Genomic DNA, 19,093 nt, shown 5'->3' with positions numbered 1-19,093 from the left:
ACAATTATTAAAAGGTACTTAACATTTGTTCGGATCATGCAGGGAACAATAGCCCCCTCTACAACCCCAATTCCAGGTAAATATTGGCAGTGGCGAGGGCATAGAATTTATTACGTACAAGCGGGAGAAAAGCACACGCAACGTCCTCCCTTGTTATTGGTACATGGGTTTGGTGCATCCACAGACCACTGGCGCAAGAATCTCAGCGGACTGTGTAACGATTTTGAAGTCTTCGCCATTGACCTTTTAGGATTTGGGCGTTCCGCAAAACCTAAATTGGAATACAGTGGCGACTTGTGGCGCGACCAACTTTACGACTTTATCACGGAAGTGATTGGTCAAAAGGCAGTGTTAGCAGGCAATTCCCTTGGAGGATATGCCAGTTTGTGTGTCGCAGGACAACGCCCTGATGCAGCAGCAGGCTTGGTATTGCTTAACAGTGCTGGTCCTTTTAGCGAAAACCAGCCTTCAGCTGAACCAGAAGCTTTACAAACTGAAATTGAGCCTCCTCCTCCTTTGAAGGCGAACGAACAGCTGCAAAAACTACTTGGTGATGTTGTCAAGTGGATTTTTCAACAACCTTTAGCCCAGTTTCTTTTATTCCAATACATAAAACAACCTTGGGTTATTCGCCAAACTTTGGAGAAGGTTTATCTTGACAAAAGCGCGATTACAGACCAATTAGTAGAAGAAATTTATCGCCCTGCGTGCGACTCAGGTGCATTGGATGTGTTTACGTCTGTGTTTAGCACTCCTCAAGGGGAAAAAGTTGATGTGCTGCTGAAGCAGTTAACTTGTCCTCTGTTGCTGTTGTGGGGAGAAGCTGACCCTTGGGTGAATGCTAGAGAACGTTCAAACAAATTTCGGCAATACTATCCTCAACTGACAGAACATTTCCTGCGGGCTGGTCATTGTCCCCATGATGAAGTACCAGATGAGGTAAATCGTCTGTTAGGTGATTGGGTTTTGTCTACAGTTATGGGTTAGGCTTATAGCGGTTTTCATCTGTATGAAGTACACCCGATGTAAAGGCGCAAGGCATTGCGCCCTTACAGATGTACCTCATTGAATCGCAAATGGTTATATATCAAGCTTGGTAAGTAAGAGGCTTGATATTCTATTATGTCCGCTCAATTACCAACAAATCCTGGAAAACCCCCTCCCCCTATCCCCAGAGGGGACCCCGAGTCCCCCGTAAAGCTACGCTTCACGTCCCCTCCCCGCTTGCGGGGAGGGGTTAGGGGTGGGGTTCTGTAATTATGGGTAATTTGCCGGACATGATATTACTCCGTTTGGGCTTCTAACTTGCTCTGCAAGATGCTGGGGTTAGCCAAGGACTATGAGGCGTGGTGGTAGGCGGATTAGCTGTAAGAACCACTTCTCCGTTTTTATTTATCACCCACCCAGTCGCTTCTACTATCGGTTCTGGTATAGGTGTAGATGGTTTGGTTGTAACAGATGCAGTAGAGCGTTTTTCTGTGCTTGGTTTAAGCGATATCCAATCAACCAGCACCGCATCACTGTTAAGGAGTTCAGTTATGGGGTTAGGAGGTAATCCGCCACGTCCTGTCATCACAAACGAACTAGCTCTTTGCCTGCTGTTGGGATTGCAGCTTGTGTCAATTTGCTGTGAGGCATCAACTAGATTTGTTGGCAGTTGGACTAATCCCCGATTGAGGTCAACATTGGGCGTGTTGATAGTTACCTGACCGTTTAAAGTAGGACTTGTCTGGGAAATGGCTGTGATGTCATTTGTCGGAATTTGACGCGGGTCTGTAGGGTTCAACTTCTCAAGGTCTTGCCGACTCAGTGGAGCGATGCCAAAAATACCACTAGCGTTGATTCTGACATTCCCACCCTTGCCATTAAACGCATTAGCAGTGATGTCGCTATTTTCACCCCTGACAGTAACAATAAAGCCCTTTGGAACATTGATGGTGATGTTGCCACCATTGCCACCAGCATTCTCAGTACCTGCAGTAGCAGAAATGCTGCTACCATCACGTAGCAACAGTAACTTAGCAACGTTTAGTTGAAGGTCGCCTCCATTACCAGAGGTAGTGGTTGCACGAATCGCACTGTCATGCTCAAGCTTAATGGTATCTGCCACAATCGTCAAATTACCAGCGTCACCATTACCAGTACTTAGAACTTCCAATCCCCCTCCATTGTCAAGAACTAAAGTTTTTGCTCGCACCTTCAAGTCTCCAGCATTACCACTACCGAAGGTATTGGTTTGGGCACCTGCCTTTTTGATTGTAAATGCACCTGCGACAGTAATGTTGATTTCTCCAGCCTTACCTGTGCTACTTCCCTCCGTATTGCTAAGGACCGCTGAGTTTTCCAGCAGAAAAGAATTTGCACTAATATTGATTTTTCCAGCATCACTTGGAGATTTGGTATTTGTATTTATACCACCACTGTACGGTAACTCCAAAGAATCTGCGACATTAATGTTGATTTCTCCAGCCTTACCTGTGCTATTTTCCCGCGTCTGGCTAACAACACCTGCATCTTCAAGCCGAAAAGAATTTGCGTAGATATTGATTTTGCCAGCGTCACCCGTGCCTGAGGTGTCCGTAGTTATGTCTGTACGTTTGATTGCAAGAGAGTCCGCGACATAAAGGTTGATTTCTCCGGCTTTACCTGCGTTCACCACACGGCTAGAGACATTCGAGTGTTCAATTTGCAAAGAATTTGTATTAATGGTAATTTTACCCGCGTTACCCGTGCCAGAGGTGTTGGTAACTATACCTGTATCGACAATCATCAATGGACCTTTGACAGTAATGTTGATGTCTCCGGCTTTACCTGTGCTATTTTCTGTCGTTATGCTAACAAACCCCGAGTTGCCCTTTATCCCCAAAGAATTTGCACGAATCTTGATATTTCCCGCGTCACCACTGTCCCATGTCTGAATGCTCGCACTAGACCGATTCTCAAATTTGATGTTGTTGGCATCCAGTTTAATTTGTCCGGCATTCCCCGAACTGAAGGTGTTAGAGCTGATGTTGGACTGATTGAAAACTATCTGTTCACCGACAATGCTAATTTCTCCGCCATTTTTATCACCAAGCGTATCAGCTAATAGAATTGATTGCCCTGTGAAATTGATATTCCTACCTGCAACTGCAATAGAACCACTGCCATTTCCTGTGGTATTCACGAACGCTTTATCAGAAAACTGGATGTCTCTAAAACTGGGAGTGCCTTCATAACCCAGCTTCCAACCTTCTTGTACTGGTAGAAGATTCACAACCCCATTACTGTCAAAACTGCCAATTTCAATACGTCCTGCTGGTGACCTAAGTACGCCACCTTCAACAGAGACATTCCCTCCTACAAGTGCTAAGGTTTTTCCCGCCCTGACTTGCAATCCCGTAAAAGTCGTGTCAATTTTGGGACGGGGTTTTTCCTTGCTTAGCTCCTCATAGACAATTTCGTGCCCTGGTCCTTGTACCTGAATCGTTCCTGGATTGCTCCCCATACCTAATCCCACAGGTGCTGTTATCGTCAACAGGGGTTTATCTTGTGATGATGGCACCGCACCGAAAAAGCTACCATCAGGAAACTTGAAACTGCTTGCACTCGTCGCCAAAAACGAGCCGCCAATATTTAAACTGGCATTCGGTCCAAAGATAATTCCATTCGGATTCATCAGAAACAGGTTCGCTGTACCATTGGCTCGAATCAAACCATCAATATTAGAAATAGACTTACCCGTCACCCGACTAATAATGTTTTGAATGTCAACAGCATTATTAAAGTAAGCCGTACTCCCAGTGGGTACAGAAAACTGCTCAAAACTGTGGAACAGATTGTTTCCTGCTGAGGTTCCACCAGTGATATTGAAAATATTACTCTCTCTTGTGACACTGGAATTATTAGGTAGAGTGCCATCGGGGGTAATTTGAGCGATTGCCGAAGGCAGTGGGCTTTGCCCAATCGCACAATTTGCACTGCAAACGCTGACACTCCCTATCGCAATACCTAAGAACCAACCGCAACGAATACGACCTAAACCCGACATTGCACCCCCTAGCTGCATAGCAGTTGCATCACTGTTTAGTTAAGCATGTTTACTTAACCTAAACCCTATATAAAACGCGAAAACCTGGTCAACGGTGACCAGGTTTTTTAAAAAGGTTCGTAGTGATCAAACTGCTTTTATCGTTAAAAAATGTAAACGGTCAATAACTAGGGTGTACAAAGATACTAGCAAACTCAGCATACATTTGTTTTTCCGCTTTGGGATTTGGCTTCGCCTCTCAACTAGGGCGCTGTGCCACTTATCATCAGACTTATGCTGACATTTGCTCGGGCTACTGACAGGAGACACCGGGTCATTTGCCCTTTTCAGTTTGGTAGTGCCTTGTTTGGTGTCTTATCTATAAGTTATCACCTCAATATGGAATTGCAAGCGGTTGTTAACCTAAGTTAATAAGTTGTAGAACTTCTCAATAAGGAGTAAATCCATTCAAAATTCAAAATTATTTTTTGAACGCCGTACAGAGATGAATTTTGAATTTTTCTACACCTCTGTCTAAATCACCAATTCCACATAACTGAGCCATCGTCCAAATGGTCAGTCACAATACGCCCAATGGCATCAATTTCTTGAAGATCCTCTGTAGAAAGTTGAACAGAAGCAGCTTGGGCGTTTGCGATCGCTTGTTCGGGATGACGCGCACCAGCTATTGCATTCGCCTGTGGTTGGGCAATGAGCCATGCCAGGGCTAACTGAGCAAGGGTACAATGATGGCGATCGCTAATCGGACGCAGTTTTTCTAAAGCTTGTTGAGCACGTTCAAAGTTTTCTCCCTGAAACAGCTTATTTTTGGCGCGGTTGTCTTGTGGGTCAAATTTGTGACCAGGTCCGAATTTCCCTGTCAACAATCCCTGAGCTAAAGGTGAATAAGCAATGATGCTAATCTGGTTTTCGATACAATAAGGCATTGCATCCTTTTCTACAGACCGCCAGAACAAAGAATAGGGAGGTTGTAAGCTATCAATACGTCCGTATTGAGATGCTTCTTCCAATTGAACACGCGAAAAATTGGAAACACCAATAGCCCGAATTTTCCCTTGCTCTTTGAGGTGGTTAAGAGCGCTCATTGTCTCCTCAATAGGGACAACTTCAGAATTGAAGGAGCCAGCGGGCCAATGAATTTGGTAAAGGTCTATGTAGTCAGTTTTGAGGTTTTTGAGGGAGCGTTCACAAGCCGAAATCACTTGATCGTACTTGAGATGGTTAGCAAAAACTTTCGTCGCATACTCCAGTTGATCGCGAACATCAGATAAAGCTTCAGCAACAATGCGTTCCGAGTGTCCGTCACCATAAACTTCAGCGGTGTCAATTGTCGTGATCCCAGCTTCAAATGCTGCTCGTATTGCTTTAATCGAGTCAGTGTCCTCAACCCCCACCCACATTTTTTAACCAGCTTGCCAAGTCCCCATAAGGATAGGTGTGATTTGCACTTCCGATGTACCCAAGCGTCGCTTTTCCATGTTTCAATCCTGACAAGTCATGTTTTCTTAAGATTACGCAACTGAGCTAGATAGATAGCTGTTGTTGACGAGGACTATATGCTACTGCACAACAGTCACTGGTGTTCCAATCCTCACTTGAGAGAATAATTCCTCAACATCCTTGTTGTACATCCGAATACAACCGTGTGAGACTGCTTTGCCTACTGACTCAGGATTAGGGGTACCATGAAAGCCAATCCAATTTTTACCGTTTGTCCAAAATCCAATCCAGTAGCGACCAAGAGGATTTTCAGGGTCTCCTCCTGGGATAGCTATACCTTTTTTCAAAGGGTGTATCCAAGTAGGATTTTCTAACATTTCACGTACTCGAAAATTGCCAATTGGCGTTTGCCAGCCTCGGCGACCTACTGCAATCGGATAACTTTTAATTTCGGTTTTCCCTCGATACAGGGTTACTTGACGGCGGCTAAGACTTATCTTTAGGTAAGTAGGTTGATTTTGTAAATCATCGTAAGTAGGTTGATTTTGTAAATCATCGAGATAATAATTAGTCGGTACAGTAACTGAATTATTGAAAGAGTTGTTAGAATCAAAAGTCTGCTCAGAAGCTAACGATATCTGAGGGCTTGAACATAACCCAACTGCACCAATTAAAAAAAACAACCTGACTGATTGCTTTAGTTTCATAAATAATTTGCAACAAATTATTTAGTATCCAATTACATTAGTAAGTTGTTAAACATCTATCTTGAGGGTAATTCAGATAAAAATTACCCCTGATAACTAGTAGAATTTCACCAGTACTTGCAGGAGTAATTTCGGTAGTCTAGGAAAGAATAATCAGAGGCACTACACTTAACAACTTTGCCAGTGTGTGTAGAGCTAGGAAATCCTAAGGGAATTTACCACAGCCCTCTGACACCTCCACTACCTCCACCAGTATTTTGTCCGCCTGTTGTGCCGGAACCACCTGTATTTTGCTGGGTTCCGGTAGTGCCGTCATTTTGATATTGCCCGCTTGTGCCAGTACTTCCGCCGGTAGTACCGCTACCGCCATATTGCCCGCTTGTGCCAGTACTTCCGCCGGTAGTACCGCTACCGCCATATTGCCCGCTTGTGCCAGTACTTCCGCCGGTAGTACCGCTGCCGCCATATTGCCCGCTTGGGCCAGTACTTCCGCCGGTAGTACCGCTGCCGCCATATTGCCCGCTTGTGCCAGTACTTCCGCCGGTAGTACCGCTGCCACCATATTGCCCGCTTGTGCCAGTACTTCCGCCGGTGGTACCGCTGCCACCATATTGCCCGTTTGTGCCAGTACTTCCGCCGGTGGTACCACTGCCGCCATATTGCCCGCTTGTGCCAGTACTTCCGCCGGTGGTACCGCTGCCACCATATTGCCCGCTTGTGCCGGTGGAACCACCCGTGGGTTGCCCTGGGCCTCTTTGGGAGGCTTGGGAGTATAAGGTGCCTTCTGGGGCTTCACTAATTACAGTGCTTCTAGAGCTGGAATTTGGCAGTGCAGATGCTGGGAGACTGAGTAAAGCACTGGCACTAGCAACTCCTACGAGGCTAGCAAGGGTTTGGAAGAAATTTTTGCTGTTGTTTCCGTTCATTTGTATCTCCTTAGGTTGAAGCTGAAAAACTTTTAACCTACCACGCAATTTGCAGAAATTTTGACAAAATGTTGTGGCACTTCTGAACTGCAATTAATTCACTCTGTTGGTCAGAAGTATTTAACTTGATGTTGATATTTCTCTTTAAAAGTTAACTCTGTTAATTTTGTTGCTCCTCTGCCTAAAGCATAGTCTCATATTCCACAAGCTTGTACTTGAGAATACATTTTTTGTGGAATCAGCTTTGTTTTTACTAACTTAAAGCAGTTGATTTTAAGAAAAAATATGCTAAAAACTTCGGTCTTCAATAGGTTTTATTTAAAAATACGATTAAAAGCGTGAAATTTAGAGACATTCTTGATTTTCGATTGTTACAGCGCTTATTCTTATGATTAAGCCACAAATCTTCGGGTGTCCCTTACTTATAAAAGCTTATCTAATGGATATTTAAGATATTGGTGAGGCAAGGAACACCTTACAGAAAACCGTTGTAAGTAGCAGTAACATGGTTGGCAAAAACTTTCGTGGTAAACTCCACTTGATGGCAAACATCAGATAAAGCTTCAGCAACAATTCGCCTTAAGTACGCGTCACCATAAACTCCAGCGGTGTCCATTGTTGTGATACTAGCTTCAAATGCTGCTCCTATGGCTAATCGAGTCAGTATCCTCAACTCCCATCCATGCTTTTTTACCAGCTTGCCATGTCTCCATGAGAATAGGCGTGATTCTCACATCCAATCTACCAAGCTTTCAATTTTCCATAATTCCTTCTTAACTGTTCCTTAATTCATTTCCTCAGACAGTGACCTAGTCTATCGGTCTTGGTTTCAAATTAAATCAGAGTTACAGTAGATGCTTATGCAAGAACTGACTGTCAGCACCCCGCTCTAAAGAGACGGGGCTTCGTGCCTCCCTCTCTAGATAGCTGACCCGCTTAAGTACCCTGTGTACTACGTTATCGGCAAGTGTTTAAGTTCCTACCTACGGATACGCAGCCAGTCTGTAGCTCTAGAACCAAATGGTTAACCAGTTTTACGAGGGGTAAGACAGTGCTGTTTGGATAGTACCGACCGATAACTTTGGCTAGGCTAACATCACTCCCGCAAGGGAAGGCTCTTTTGAGCAAAACCGTTGTGCGTACAGGGTGAACGATTTGAAACGGTAATTGTCTCGTTGAAAGTGCAATACAATAGCACCCCGAATCAAGTAATCCCAAGGCGGCAATGGTATTCACGGATACTTAAACGGCTAATAAATTAGCCGTAGAGAGCGAAGCGAATACCGTGTTTCCTCCGTGGTCTAAAGACACACGGTTTCCACACTCCCGGAGATTTTTAGATGACGAATCATGCACTCAAAGAATGGGCTGTTGCTATCAACGCCTTGGAAACAGGTAAAACAATTATGCTGCTTCGCAAAGGTGGTATCCACGAACGCAATGGACACTTCCAAGTTGCCCACAAGGAAATATTGCTTTACCCAACGTTTGAACATCAACAACCTTTCTTGCTCAAACCCGAGTATGCTAATCTCGTTGTTCCCGTAACACCTGGCTGGCATCCAGAAACAGTCCGTATCAGCAGTTGGGCTGAAATTACGGATATTTTCCCAGTCAGTGATGAGTCAATAGTCAATGCTTTACTTCCGTTCCATATCTGGAATGAGTACTTTATTAGCGATCGCCTCAATTGGAAACCGCGTCAGCCACTGTATATTCTCCTGCTGCGGACTTACAAACTCCCTCAAGAGCAGGAAATTCCCTATTGTCGCGAATATGGCGGGTGTAAATCATGGATTGATTTGACTCAAGCGATTTCACGGCAAGGAGCAGAACCAGTTTTGTCTGATTCAACATACACTCAATTAGTCGCCCAAATTCGCAACATCGTTACCGATAAGCTATATGCCTCATCCATATAAGGCATAACTATCTAAAAAAGTACTCAAACATACATACATTTTTGTGAACCACAGATAACATTGGCTAAACGTAGAAGCTTGCTGCGTTTATTTCTGTACCCTTTCGTTTGTAAGGTGTCTACATCTTACATTTGCCTTGAATTGTGTTACGTGTGTTGAGGTTAACAGTTGTGAAGCATAAAAAAAGTACCCCACAAGGGTGATGTACCTCTTGACATCGCTCTGCGATTATGCATTAAAAGCGAAATAAAATACATGAGGAGTTTGCCATGTATCGACGAATCTGCTGGTTATCAAAGTCTGGCGACAATGGGGAAAAAGTTTTGCACTTGCAGACTGCACCTAATGAACCTTGGCGTCCTTACACAGCTTTTCCACAATATGCAGTTCCAGATTACCAAATACCAGGCGGTTCCAAAGGTTGGGCGACTTACCAAAAATTGTTAAAAGCAGGCTGGACTTTGATACCAAGTGCAAGAGCAAACGAGTTCTCCCCATCAGCCACTTCAGTTCAGTCATCAGAAAGATAGAACAGAAGATAAAAGATAGAAGATAGAAGATAAAAAACTTTCTTCACTCTTGAGTTTTCATTTTTCACTCTTTAGAAACCTCTGGGGGAACCTTCTCCACGCGGATCGGCTGCACCTTCTAATGTTCCATCAGGTGTGACGAGAATCGCGTTAATATTACCCCAAGGTTCAGTCGGGGTGATTTTGTGTCCCCGACGCTGCAAGTCTGCAAGGGTGAGAGCATCCAAACCAAGAGGTTCCACTCTTAACTCATCTGGTAACCACTGATGATGTATGCGGGGTGCAGAAACAGCCGCGCCTGCATCCATATTGTATTCCAATACATTTAAGATCACTTGCAACACTTGGGTGATGATGGTACCACCACCAGGCGCACCCACAGCCATCCGCAGGCGACCATTTTCCGTGACAATTGTGGGAGTCATGCTAGATAAGGGAGTTTTGCGCGGTGCGATCGCGTTCGCTTGATTCCCCACAAGTCCAAATGCATTTGGGACTCCGGGTGCTGCTGCAAAGTCATCCATCTCATCATTAAGTAGAATACCAGTTCCTGGCACCACAACGCCAGAACCAAAGCCGTAGTTTACCGTGAAAGTTAAACTCACAGCATTGCGCTGTTCATCGACAACGGTAAGATGACTCGTTTCGGGCGATTCATATCGAGTGGTGCGCAACCCCACCCCTAACCCCTCCCCGCACGCGGAGAGGGGAAGAAATAGTCCCGATCTGGGTTTGCACAGACTCTGTTGGGGGGTGAGGTGCTGCAATAATTGAGGGTAATGAAGCGAATTTGATGTAAACTGCTGTAACATCTGCTTATCTGCTGGCTTAACCTCACTTGAAGGTGTAGCCCTTTGCATATTGATTTGTTGACGCCGTTTTTGAGCGTAGACAAGGCTAATAAGTTCTGCTACCGGGACTTTGACAAAATCTGGATCGCCTAAAAGTTGCGAACGATCAGCATAAGCTATTTTCATGGCTTCCACCATCAAGTGCAAGGCGTCTGGGTGGTGCCATCCCAAAGATTTTAAATCGGTGTCACCGATAATATTTAAAATCTCTAATAGGTGAACGCCTCCTGATGAAGGTGGTGGCATTGAGCAAATTTTAGCATTGCGGAAATTGCCACATATTGGAGTGCGCCATACTGGTTTGTAAGATTTTAGATCGTCACGAGTGATTAAACCACCGTTTTTTGTCATGTCGGAGGCGATCGCACGAGCAATATTTCCGGTGTAAAAACTTTGGGGATTGTTGGCAATTTCTGCCAAACTTCGTCCTAAATCACTCTGTACCAACCTTTCCCCAGGACCAAAAAATTCACCGTTGCGAGTAAAAATTGCTCGTGCTGCTGGATTATCGAGAATCACCTGCTTGCGATTCTCGTAGAATTTTATGGAACGCCAAGTCTGCTGTTGAGAGACGATGAAACCATCTTTAGCCAGAGCGATCGCAGGTTGCACCACTTCTTGCCAACGCAGCTTACCATAACGACGATGGACTTCATACAATCCAGCTACTGTCCCTGGTGTCCCCGCAGCCAAATAACCGTTTACACTTGCATTTGGACGCACTTTGCCTTGTGCATCCAAATACATATTTTTTGTCGCTTTTAGCGGTGCGCGTTCGCGAAAGTCCAACGCCTTGATTTCGCCAGTTTTCGGCTGATGCAATAGCAAAAACCCACCGCCACCAATTCCCGCTGAAAAAGGTTCTACCACAGAAATCGCAAAGGTGGTCGCTACTGCTGCATCAACTGCATTACCACCCTTGCGTAACATCGCCATCCCCGCTTCACTTGCTAGAGGATGCGCTGAGACTACCATCGCCTTTTTCGTACGTAGGGGTGAGACAACAAAGGCGAATGCTGCTTTGTGGCTGCTAAACAGCAATACAGAGAAACACAGATAAAGTAAAGACCCTGAAAACCGCGTGCATTGGTCAAAAACACGCATTTTATATCTCCAAATTATTTTTAACGAATTCGGCGGAATTCAAGAGTCCGCCATGCGCTGGGGTACTTCACTCTTGAGACTCTTCAGAGACAGGTTCTGATTCGGTTTCCGGCTCAGTTTTGACATTGGCTTTCGGCTTAACGGGTTTCGGTCCACGCGCTAAAGCAGGATTAACCGGTTGCCTAGATTCATCCCCAAAGGATCCTCTTTTGCCTTTACCCTTTGAGCGCTCATCACTTTGTTTTGAGCTTTTGCGATTGGATTCAATAGGAGACACAGAATCCGAATTTTCTAAATCGTTGTCAGTACCTGCTTTGGGCTGACGGTCAGATTTCTTGATTGGGGGTTCTACCATTGTTAATTTTTGTTATTTTATTTGTATAGTACATCACTTTCGTAATAACTGTTCTGCGTGCAAGGAAGCGCTTACAGGACTGGACTGATCACCTCACCTGTAAATACGGCTTTCTTGCCGAGAATTGGATCACAGGGCAAATTTAGACAGGATCGCTCCAAAGGATTATCTTAGCTTTTTATTGAGGGCTAAACCCATATCTAGAGTACCAAATTGCCATTAAAACAGTGAACAGTGAACAGTGACCAAAAAACTGGTAACTGGTAACTGATAACTGATAACTGATAACTGGTAACTGTTAAAACTTTTTTGTTCAATGCCGTTGTATGCGACCATCTTCCATATGAACAATGCGATCGGCAATATCTAGGATACGGTTGTCGTGGGTCACAAGTAGCACAGAGCAGCCCTCTTCTTTTGCAAGGCGCTGGATAATATCAACAACATCTCGACCAGTTTTGCTGTCCAGCGATGCAGTGGGTTCGTCTGCAAGTAATAATCTAGGTTGAGCAACCAAAGCACGAGCGATCGCCACCCGTTGCTGTTGTCCTCCTGAAAGATTTGCGGGGTAGCAGTCCACCTTATCACTCAATCCGACTGCTTGCAGTGTTGCGACAGCTCGTTGTCGATACTCTTGTTTAGGAATTTCCTGGTGCAGTTTCAGGGACATACGGACATTACCATAAGCAGTTAGGCATTTTAGTAAGTTGTGGTGTTGGAAGATAAAACCAATTTTGTTCCGGACTTTAGTAAGTTGTCCTTTAGTGATACCCCGTAGTTCTTTACCAAGGACTTTTAGATTACCCTCCTGCACAGAACGCAATCCTCCAATTAAGGATAATAATGTTGTTTTACCACTACCAGAGGGACCAGTAAGGATAACAATTTCTCCTGGGTAAATATCCAAATTCACATCACTCAGCACGGGTTTACGCAATATCCCTTGACCGAAAGCGTGGTTAACATTGCAGACTGCTACGGTAGGTTCCATAAGTTGGACTAAATTATTGGACTAGGAATTAAGTTTGTACTAGGACTGACACCAGGACGCAGATTATGTCAATTCAGTTCTATTCCTCATATAGCTGTTCAATTTTTTCATTAGGAACTAATAACGTTTGAGGAATCCTGACTTTTGACGCTATCTGGAAAAATCCACGAAAAACCTAACCCCCTAGCCCCCTTCCCTAGTAGGGAAGGGGAAAAATCAAAGCCTCTCTCCTTCTAGGAGAGAGGTTTACCACATGCCCTGAAAAGTAAGTTGAGGAATCAGGTTCAATCTAAGGGTTATAGGGTGTCACAAAAATCTTGATGCTGATTATCCCTCAACTTGTTGAAGCCGGGGAATTGTCAATTAAAACACATCTGCAGGATCGGCGGAACGAAGTTTTCCTGTGGCGATCGCACCTGATACGGCACACATAACTAGAGTCAGAATAAATACCTGAATGGCAACACTCACCTTCATGGTTAAAGGAATTCTTGTGAGTGTAACCAGCAATTGATAGATCCCCACTGAAGCGATAAAGCCGGGGACAAACCCCATGACACCAAGAATGATGGCTTCCTGAAGTACCACCATAAGCAGCGAGCGATCCGAATAACCCATTGCCTTAAGCGTGGCATACTCAGATAGGTGGTCGCTGATATCAGCGTAAAGGACTTGATAAAGGATTATGACACCGACGACAAAACCTACGATTGTACCAAACTTCAGGATGACACCTTCGGGCTGTGAAGCATGGAATTGCTGTTCTCGTTGAATCAATTCCTCACGAGTCAGCACAGCAACATCTTTGGGAAGGCGATCGCGCAATTTTGCTTGTACTGTTTGTTTGTTTGCTCCTTTTTCTAGAGTCAAAACTCCTATCCTGACTTGTTGCAGGCTATTTTGCCCATTGCGTTGAGCATAATTCCAGTCACTGATGATGACATTACCTTTATCATTCATGGTGCTGCCCATATTGAAAAGCCCAACAACATAGGTGCGGTGATTGTCCATGATAGTTGGTAACTCTTCGCGCTTGCCTAGCATTTCTGGAATGTCTCCAAGAGATGATTGGGATAGGCGATCGAACAATACAGCATCTGGAATTGCCAATTTCGCCAGTTGTTGATTGACCTCTGGTATATTCAACACAGAAGGTTGAGCAGGGTTGAAGGCAATGACCCGAACCTCGTTACCAAAAAGACGCGATCGTGGGCGTTTTCCTTTGGCAATGTAACTCTCTGCAGAAGAAGATAATTGATTAGGATTCACCCAATTCGCCCTACCTATATATACAGGGCTAGCAGAAGCGACACCTTCCACAGCAGCAGCTTGATAAAGGTAAGCACGTGGAAAAGATATCCTAAACAGTAAACTTGGGCTGAAAGACGATACTAACAGCAAATCACCAGCCAAGCTTTCATGAAGTTTGGTTGATCCATCTGTCAGCATAGCCAGAAGCCCTAGCTGGCTAAACATCAAGATATTGGCAAAGCAAACGCCAGTCGTCGCGACAGCAAGGCGAACCTTTTGATGAGACAATTGCGCCCAAGCAAGGGGAGTCTCGAAGTCAACATTTTTGAGGAATGATTTCAAATAGGGAAATTTCATCTGTGTCCATCTGTGGTTCATTATTTCTTTGATGTTTTGAAATTTCCTCCTTACTTAGAATCAGTATTAATCTTGACTCTTACCTGCATACCTGTTAGAGCGGCTACTTTCGGGCTATCCTGTCGGTTAAGGCGGATTTTCACTTCCACAACGCGAGCATTGACATCATTAGTTGGGTTACTCTGGTCTTGATTAAGACGCGTTTTGCCAATTTGTAAACCAATTTCGTCAACTTTACCCCGAATATCGCCGCCAAAGCCGCCATATTCACTCGTAACTATAGCTTGCTGCCCGGGGCGGACTTTGACAATATCGGTTTCGTAGACTTCGGCGATCGCATACATTTGGTTTGTCCTTCCCAATTCTGCTATCCCTTCTTGAGTACTCACAAGTTCTCCAACGCGGGTGTTGATTCTTAAGATTTGTCCAGAAATCGGTACTCGCACTTGGGTGTTATCCAATTCAGCCTTTCGTTGTTCCACCTGAATCAAGGCTTGTTCTAATTCAGCTTTGGCAATTTCTACATCGACTGGGCGAACTTCTTGCAATTTCGCTAAATTCGCCCGTTCTTTAGCCAGTTGTGCCTGTAAAGTCGTCTTAGTGTTTTCTAATTCTGCTTTGTTTTGTGCAAGAATTGCTGTAGCCTTGTCAAACTCTTCTTGTGCATTATCTAGGTTAGAGGTACTGATAGCTCCCTCCTTCACCAAAGCAAGGTTACGCTGATATTTTAGCTGAGCATTGCGGAGAGTTGCTTGAGAAGAGGCGATCGCTGCTTCTCTTTGTTTCGTTTCAGAACGAATGCGAGCCTCTAACTCAACAATAGTCGCACGTTGGGCAGTGATTTCTCCCTTTTTTACGTCTCCTTGCTGGATTTTCAGCAACTGCGCCCGTTTAATGGCAACATTTGCCCTAGCATCCCTCAGCTGTTGTTCAGCTCTATCTTTTCCCTGAAGGATGGCAATGATTTGATTTGCTTTGACAAAGTCGCCTTCCTTTACCAAAATTTGGTTAACGCGGCTATCCTGCGCATTTGCGACTGAAATCTTGATCACGTCTCCTTCTGGGATTAACTTACCAAGAGCAACAACCCGAGTGGTAGAACTGGGATTTGCTGCAGAAGGAGTTTCAGAAGTATTATCCTGTGCCTGGATTGTACCACCGCAGGCAGTACACCAACCGAGAAGGCTGAGAATAACTGTGTAACTCACCCACTGGCGAAAACCGAAAGATACACCTCGGGTACATCGATTTTGGGGCTGAACCATAATGATAGCGGTTCTCGTTTGGATACAATATAACTCGCGTGTGAAGAAACTGACATCTTGCACCAATATCAATAAGAGGCGGAGCCTCTATATTCTCGTTCCCAGGCTGAGCCTGGGAACGAGGGCTGGGAGGCTAGAGGCTCCTCCTTCTTGAGAATGGTGAGTCCAGAGAAAGCAGGCGGGTTTTCCGCCGTAGGGGACTGGCGTTCGTCGTTCGCGTAGCGTGCGCTCTGCGCTCAGACGTGCCGAAGGCATACCCGAAGGGTGCAAGATATCAGGAAAAACGAATAATCTACTGAAATACCTATAAACACTTAATTTATCAGAGGCTGACTAAGTATTATTTTTTATATAGGATTGAACTACAGACAAGTTAGACTCAAAATGCATCTGTGAAGTTCCCATCAAGAAAATTATTCATTGTGCATCTGTCGAAAGGCAGTATTGACTATTGCACTTCTGCCTTCTGTCTTTAATTTCGACTGACAAATACAAATCCTCGAGTCTTACGAGAAACTGAATCAGGCGTTGCCATAGCCTTCCATAAATCTGTTGTTTTCACCCAAATCGGCGGATATTTGTAACGCGAAACATCCATGATTAAAAATCTATCACTTTGCTCGTTATATGCCCCTAATGGGGAAATATGCCCACCTTTTTCTTGTCCAATTTCTTTACGTAAATAATTAACCAAGACAAAATTACCGGGCTGTTTCAAATTTTCTGATGCTAGCTTTCTAAAATCTTGTAGATTAGTGTCTGCAGCATGATAAACCTTGACCTTAACGTTATAGCTCCCTAATAATTGCCCTATCTGCTCTAGCGTCATACCCATACGAGAAACAACTTCGGGTGGTAACACTTTTCGCGTAGCTTCGTTACTAAAAAAGTTTTCTTGAGTAAACACACGATAAGGAGAATACTGCTGTGCTTCTGGTGCAGGAATTTGCAACCCATTCAGCACCATAACGATACTAGCAACTCCGCAATATGCTTGATTATTTTGCGTAACAAACTGCATACCGAGTGGAAAGAAATCGTCTCTTGATTGACTTTCAAATAATAATTTTTCGCCTTCAGGAGAGTTGAAAGCAATCAAATTTTGTGGCAGAGTTAATGTTTGAGCAAAGACACTTCCACCAGCAACACAAGCACCTATTATCAAAGCCTTTAAAGGAAATCTGATAACTTTCATTAAAATATTATTCATAAATCATTTGCTGGAAAAATATATAATATGATATCAACAAAACCTCAAGAATCAATAAGATAAAGAATGTAATATTTTTTTTGCAAAAGTCATGGTAAATGGATATTTTGAACCACAGATGTAGGCGTAAGCCGTGCCGTAGGCTACACAGATGAACACCAATAAATTATCTGTGTGCATCTGTGTCCATCTGTGGTTTCATTTTCATAAATTTGATTTTTGCACTCTTGTCTAATCAATGATCTGTTAGCCCCACAGATCCTTCATTTGCAGCATCCGTGATAAAATTCCTTGCCAACTTTACGTCTTGGCGTGAGGCGAAACCTTTTGCTTTGCGAAACTCGCTGACAACTTCCTTCACATCACGTAACTCGCCCTCAACTAAATAGTTCAATTGTCGCATTTCCGAAGCCGAAATTCTTCCACCAAGTTGGGCGATCGCCTTCCTAACTTCCGGATACTTTTGCAAAGTTTCTTTCCGTACAATTGGAGTCGCTTGATAAGGTGGAAAATACTGCCTATCATCCTTTAGCACCACTAAACCCAAGCGAGAAATTTGCCCATCAGTAGAATTTCCATTTATCATGTCTACTTGCTTTTGCAGAATCGCCCGGTATATCAACCCCAAATCCATAATTCGAGGAGATTTCGCAAAGCGTAAACCGTAGCTTTTAGACAATCCAGGAAAACCATCTTCCCGTTCTATAAATTCATAGCCAAAACCACCACGCCATTGGGGTGTATATTGAGCAGCTTCCGAGAGAGTTTTGATATTATAACGACTTGCATCTTCACCGCGTATAATCATTGCAAAAGTGTTTTCAAAACCCAACGATTCCATCACTTCTAAATTGAATTGTTGAGCGTAAGCTTCTTTTAACCGCTGATAAACCTCTTTTGGATCATTAATTGCTTTTTGTTTTAAAATAACAGTAAAAGCCGTACCCGTGTACTCAACATAAGCATCAATTTTGCCAGCAGTAATTGCTTGATGAGTGACTAACGCACTCGTAAAGCGAAGACGCTGAACTTTTAAATTGGTTGTTGCTTCGATTTGCTGTGCTAAAAGTTCGCTTAAAATATCTTGTTCAGTAAAACCTTTTGAAGCAACGGCAATATCACCACCACCACCGCCACTTGTGCTGGGGTTACAACTGGCGATTCCCAGTACTAAGGCAAAAGTTAAAAGGAAAAAGGCAAAAAATCTCTTCATTTATCTCTCTTTCTCCTCCTCTGCTTCCTCTGCGGTTTATTAATGACAACGCACCCTATTTTTTTGTAATTTTAAATTTCGCCTCCAACCTGCCGATAGCAAAATCAGCAAGTAAAGCAATCACCGCCGCAGGAATCGCACCAGCTAAAATCAACTGATTATTCACCGCTGAAATACCTCGAAAAATCAACTCCCCTAAACCACCAGCACCAATCGCTGCGGCAATGGTTGCAATCCCGATCGCAATCACTGTCGCCACCCGCACCCCTGCCAGAATAACACTCAGCGCCAAGGGAATCTCCACCTGAAGCAAGAGTTCTCTATCTGTCATTCCCATCCCCCGCCCAGCTTCTATAATGGCTGAATCCAGCACCAGTAATACCCGTGTAAGTGTTGCGAATAATTGGTAATAGAGAATACAAAATCAGGGCAAAAATTGCAGGGTTTGCTCCAATTCCGCCAATCACAGGGGACAGGGATAAGCAAGCCAAATAGTGCCAGACTAGGAACGGTTTGCATAATATTCGCAATCCCGAGAATTGGTTGACGGAGATTCTTCTGTCCTGGTAATTAATATACCAAGTGGAATACCTACAACAGTGGCAATCCCGATAGAAATCGCTACAAGCAATAAGTGTTCTAAACTGCGTTCCAGGATTTCCGGGGCATATTTTATTAAGAAGAAGTCACTGATATTCATATAACTGGCTTAAGACATTGGAGAAATGCGAGGGCTTCTGGATGTTGAATCAAAAATTCCTCAGTTGTACCTAACACTACCAATTCTCCCCCATCCATTAACCCAATTCTCGATGCCAAGACAAATGCTTCTTGGATATCGTGAGCTACAGAAACACAACTGTCTTACCCAATTCCGGCCGTAACCTTTTAAATTCTTGTTGCAGATGCCTTTTTGAACTGCGTAATGGGATTGATAGTGC

13 protein-coding genes and 4 pseudogenes are annotated in these 19,093 nt (G+C 44.1%); 3 read left to right on the top strand and 14 right to left on the bottom strand.

The window, feature by feature from the left end:
• Positions 1-36 precede the first annotated feature (36 nt).
• Positions 37-987, top strand: coding sequence for an alpha/beta fold hydrolase (locus tag V5G28_RS01860; RefSeq protein ID WP_332992777.1), 951 nt, complete (start codon positions 37-39; stop codon positions 985-987).
• Between the two features lie 313 nt (positions 988-1,300).
• Here the strand turns inward: V5G28_RS01860 and V5G28_RS01855 are convergent, their stop codons facing one another.
• The 5 genes and pseudogenes from V5G28_RS01855 to V5G28_RS01835 form a co-directional block, all read right to left on the bottom strand.
• Positions 1,301-4,048: a two-partner secretion domain-containing protein gene (locus tag V5G28_RS01855; protein ID WP_332992775.1), complete on the bottom strand. Its 2,748-nt coding sequence runs from the start codon at positions 4,046-4,048 to the stop codon at positions 1,301-1,303.
• 500 nt (positions 4,049-4,548) lie between these two features.
• Positions 4,549-5,508 (bottom strand): annotated as a pseudogene (locus V5G28_RS01850) (aldo/keto reductase).
• A gap of 81 nt (positions 5,509-5,589) precedes the next feature.
• Positions 5,590-6,177 carry a L,D-transpeptidase gene (locus tag V5G28_RS01845; RefSeq protein WP_332992773.1) on the bottom strand — a complete coding sequence of 196 codons (588 nt, stop codon included), beginning with the start codon at positions 6,175-6,177 and terminating at the stop codon, positions 5,590-5,592.
• 215 nt (positions 6,178-6,392) lie between these two features.
• Complete coding sequence (locus V5G28_RS01840) at positions 6,393-7,103, bottom strand: hypothetical protein (protein WP_332992771.1); 711 nt, start codon at positions 7,101-7,103, stop codon at positions 6,393-6,395.
• 502 nt (positions 7,104-7,605) lie between these two features.
• Positions 7,606-7,816, bottom strand: a pseudogene (locus V5G28_RS01835) (aldo/keto reductase); the annotation flags it as partial.
• A gap of 627 nt (positions 7,817-8,443) precedes the next feature.
• Here V5G28_RS01835 and V5G28_RS01830 point away from each other — a divergent pair.
• Both V5G28_RS01830 and V5G28_RS01825 read left to right on the top strand, forming a co-directional pair.
• Positions 8,444-9,025, top strand: coding sequence for a DUF1802 family protein (locus V5G28_RS01830; protein ID WP_096561545.1), 582 nt, complete (start codon positions 8,444-8,446; stop codon positions 9,023-9,025).
• Between the two features lie 269 nt (positions 9,026-9,294).
• Positions 9,295-9,555: a hypothetical protein gene (locus tag V5G28_RS01825; protein ID WP_096561544.1), complete on the top strand. Its 261-nt coding sequence runs from the start codon at positions 9,295-9,297 to the stop codon at positions 9,553-9,555.
• A 71-nt stretch (positions 9,556-9,626) separates the two neighbouring features.
• On the opposite strand, the gene ggt is transcribed toward V5G28_RS01825, so the two are convergent.
• The 9 genes and pseudogenes from ggt to V5G28_RS01780 form a co-directional block, all read right to left on the bottom strand.
• Positions 9,627-11,510, bottom strand: a complete 1,884-nt coding sequence (ggt, locus tag V5G28_RS01820; RefSeq protein ID WP_332992767.1) for a gamma-glutamyltransferase — start codon at positions 11,508-11,510, stop codon at positions 9,627-9,629.
• A gap of 67 nt (positions 11,511-11,577) precedes the next feature.
• Positions 11,578-11,865: a hypothetical protein gene (locus V5G28_RS01815; RefSeq protein WP_332992765.1), complete on the bottom strand. Its 288-nt coding sequence runs from the start codon at positions 11,863-11,865 to the stop codon at positions 11,578-11,580.
• Positions 11,866-12,178: 313 nt separating this feature from the next.
• Positions 12,179-12,856, bottom strand: coding sequence for a DevA family ABC transporter ATP-binding protein (locus tag V5G28_RS01810; protein ID WP_332992763.1), 678 nt, complete (start codon positions 12,854-12,856; stop codon positions 12,179-12,181).
• 363 nt (positions 12,857-13,219) lie between these two features.
• Complete coding sequence (gene devC / locus V5G28_RS01805; RefSeq protein WP_332992761.1) at positions 13,220-14,485, bottom strand: ABC transporter permease DevC; 1,266 nt, start codon at positions 14,483-14,485, stop codon at positions 13,220-13,222.
• Between the two features lie 29 nt (positions 14,486-14,514).
• On the bottom strand, positions 14,515-15,729 hold the full coding sequence (locus V5G28_RS01800; protein WP_332992759.1) for an HlyD family efflux transporter periplasmic adaptor subunit: 1,215 nt from the start codon (positions 15,727-15,729) through the stop codon (positions 14,515-14,517).
• Positions 15,730-16,201: 472 nt separating this feature from the next.
• Positions 16,202-16,939, bottom strand: a complete 738-nt coding sequence (locus V5G28_RS01795; RefSeq protein ID WP_332992757.1) for a phytochelatin synthase family protein — start codon at positions 16,937-16,939, stop codon at positions 16,202-16,204.
• A 235-nt stretch (positions 16,940-17,174) separates the two neighbouring features.
• Positions 17,175-18,152, bottom strand: coding sequence for a glycine betaine ABC transporter substrate-binding protein (locus V5G28_RS01790; protein WP_332992755.1), 978 nt, complete (start codon positions 18,150-18,152; stop codon positions 17,175-17,177).
• Positions 18,153-18,207: 55 nt separating this feature from the next.
• Positions 18,208-18,852 (bottom strand): annotated as a pseudogene (locus V5G28_RS01785) (ABC transporter permease).
• Positions 18,849-19,093 (bottom strand): annotated as a pseudogene (locus V5G28_RS01780) (ATP-binding cassette domain-containing protein); the annotation flags it as partial. The pseudogenes V5G28_RS01785 and V5G28_RS01780, both read right to left, overlap by 4 nt.

It is taken from the genome of Scytonema sp. PRP1 (assembly GCF_036697665.2).
Classification (GTDB): domain Bacteria; phylum Cyanobacteriota; class Cyanobacteriia; order Cyanobacteriales; family Nostocaceae; genus Kalymmatonema; species Kalymmatonema gypsitolerans.
Note: the sequence above shows the minus strand (reverse complement) of the source record. Positions and strands in the feature narration are given on the sequence as shown.

Bases quoted from the DNA above. Each gene is read 5' to 3' on its own strand.
- V5G28_RS01860 (WP_332992777.1), top strand. From the start codon at position 37: ATGCAGGGAACAATAGCCCCCTCTACAACCCCAATTCCAGGTAAATAT.
- V5G28_RS01855 (WP_332992775.1), bottom strand. From the start codon at position 4,048: ATGCAGCTAGGGGGTGCAATGTCGGGTTTAGGTCGTATTCGTTGCGGT.
- V5G28_RS01845 (WP_332992773.1), bottom strand. From the start codon at position 6,177: ATGAAACTAAAGCAATCAGTCAGGTTGTTTTTTTTAATTGGTGCAGTT.
- V5G28_RS01840 (WP_332992771.1), bottom strand. From the start codon at position 7,103: ATGAACGGAAACAACAGCAAAAATTTCTTCCAAACCCTTGCTAGCCTC.
- V5G28_RS01830 (WP_096561545.1), top strand. From the start codon at position 8,444: ATGACGAATCATGCACTCAAAGAATGGGCTGTTGCTATCAACGCCTTG.
- V5G28_RS01825 (WP_096561544.1), top strand. From the start codon at position 9,295: ATGTATCGACGAATCTGCTGGTTATCAAAGTCTGGCGACAATGGGGAA.
- ggt (WP_332992767.1), bottom strand. From the start codon at position 11,510: ATGCGTGTTTTTGACCAATGCACGCGGTTTTCAGGGTCTTTACTTTAT.
- V5G28_RS01815 (WP_332992765.1), bottom strand. From the start codon at position 11,865: ATGGTAGAACCCCCAATCAAGAAATCTGACCGTCAGCCCAAAGCAGGT.
- V5G28_RS01810 (WP_332992763.1), bottom strand. From the start codon at position 12,856: ATGGAACCTACCGTAGCAGTCTGCAATGTTAACCACGCTTTCGGTCAA.
- devC (WP_332992761.1), bottom strand. From the start codon at position 14,485: ATGAACCACAGATGGACACAGATGAAATTTCCCTATTTGAAATCATTC.
- V5G28_RS01800 (WP_332992759.1), bottom strand. From the start codon at position 15,729: ATGGTTCAGCCCCAAAATCGATGTACCCGAGGTGTATCTTTCGGTTTT.
- V5G28_RS01795 (WP_332992757.1), bottom strand. From the start codon at position 16,939: ATGAATAATATTTTAATGAAAGTTATCAGATTTCCTTTAAAGGCTTTG.
- V5G28_RS01790 (WP_332992755.1), bottom strand. From the start codon at position 18,152: ATGAAGAGATTTTTTGCCTTTTTCCTTTTAACTTTTGCCTTAGTACTG.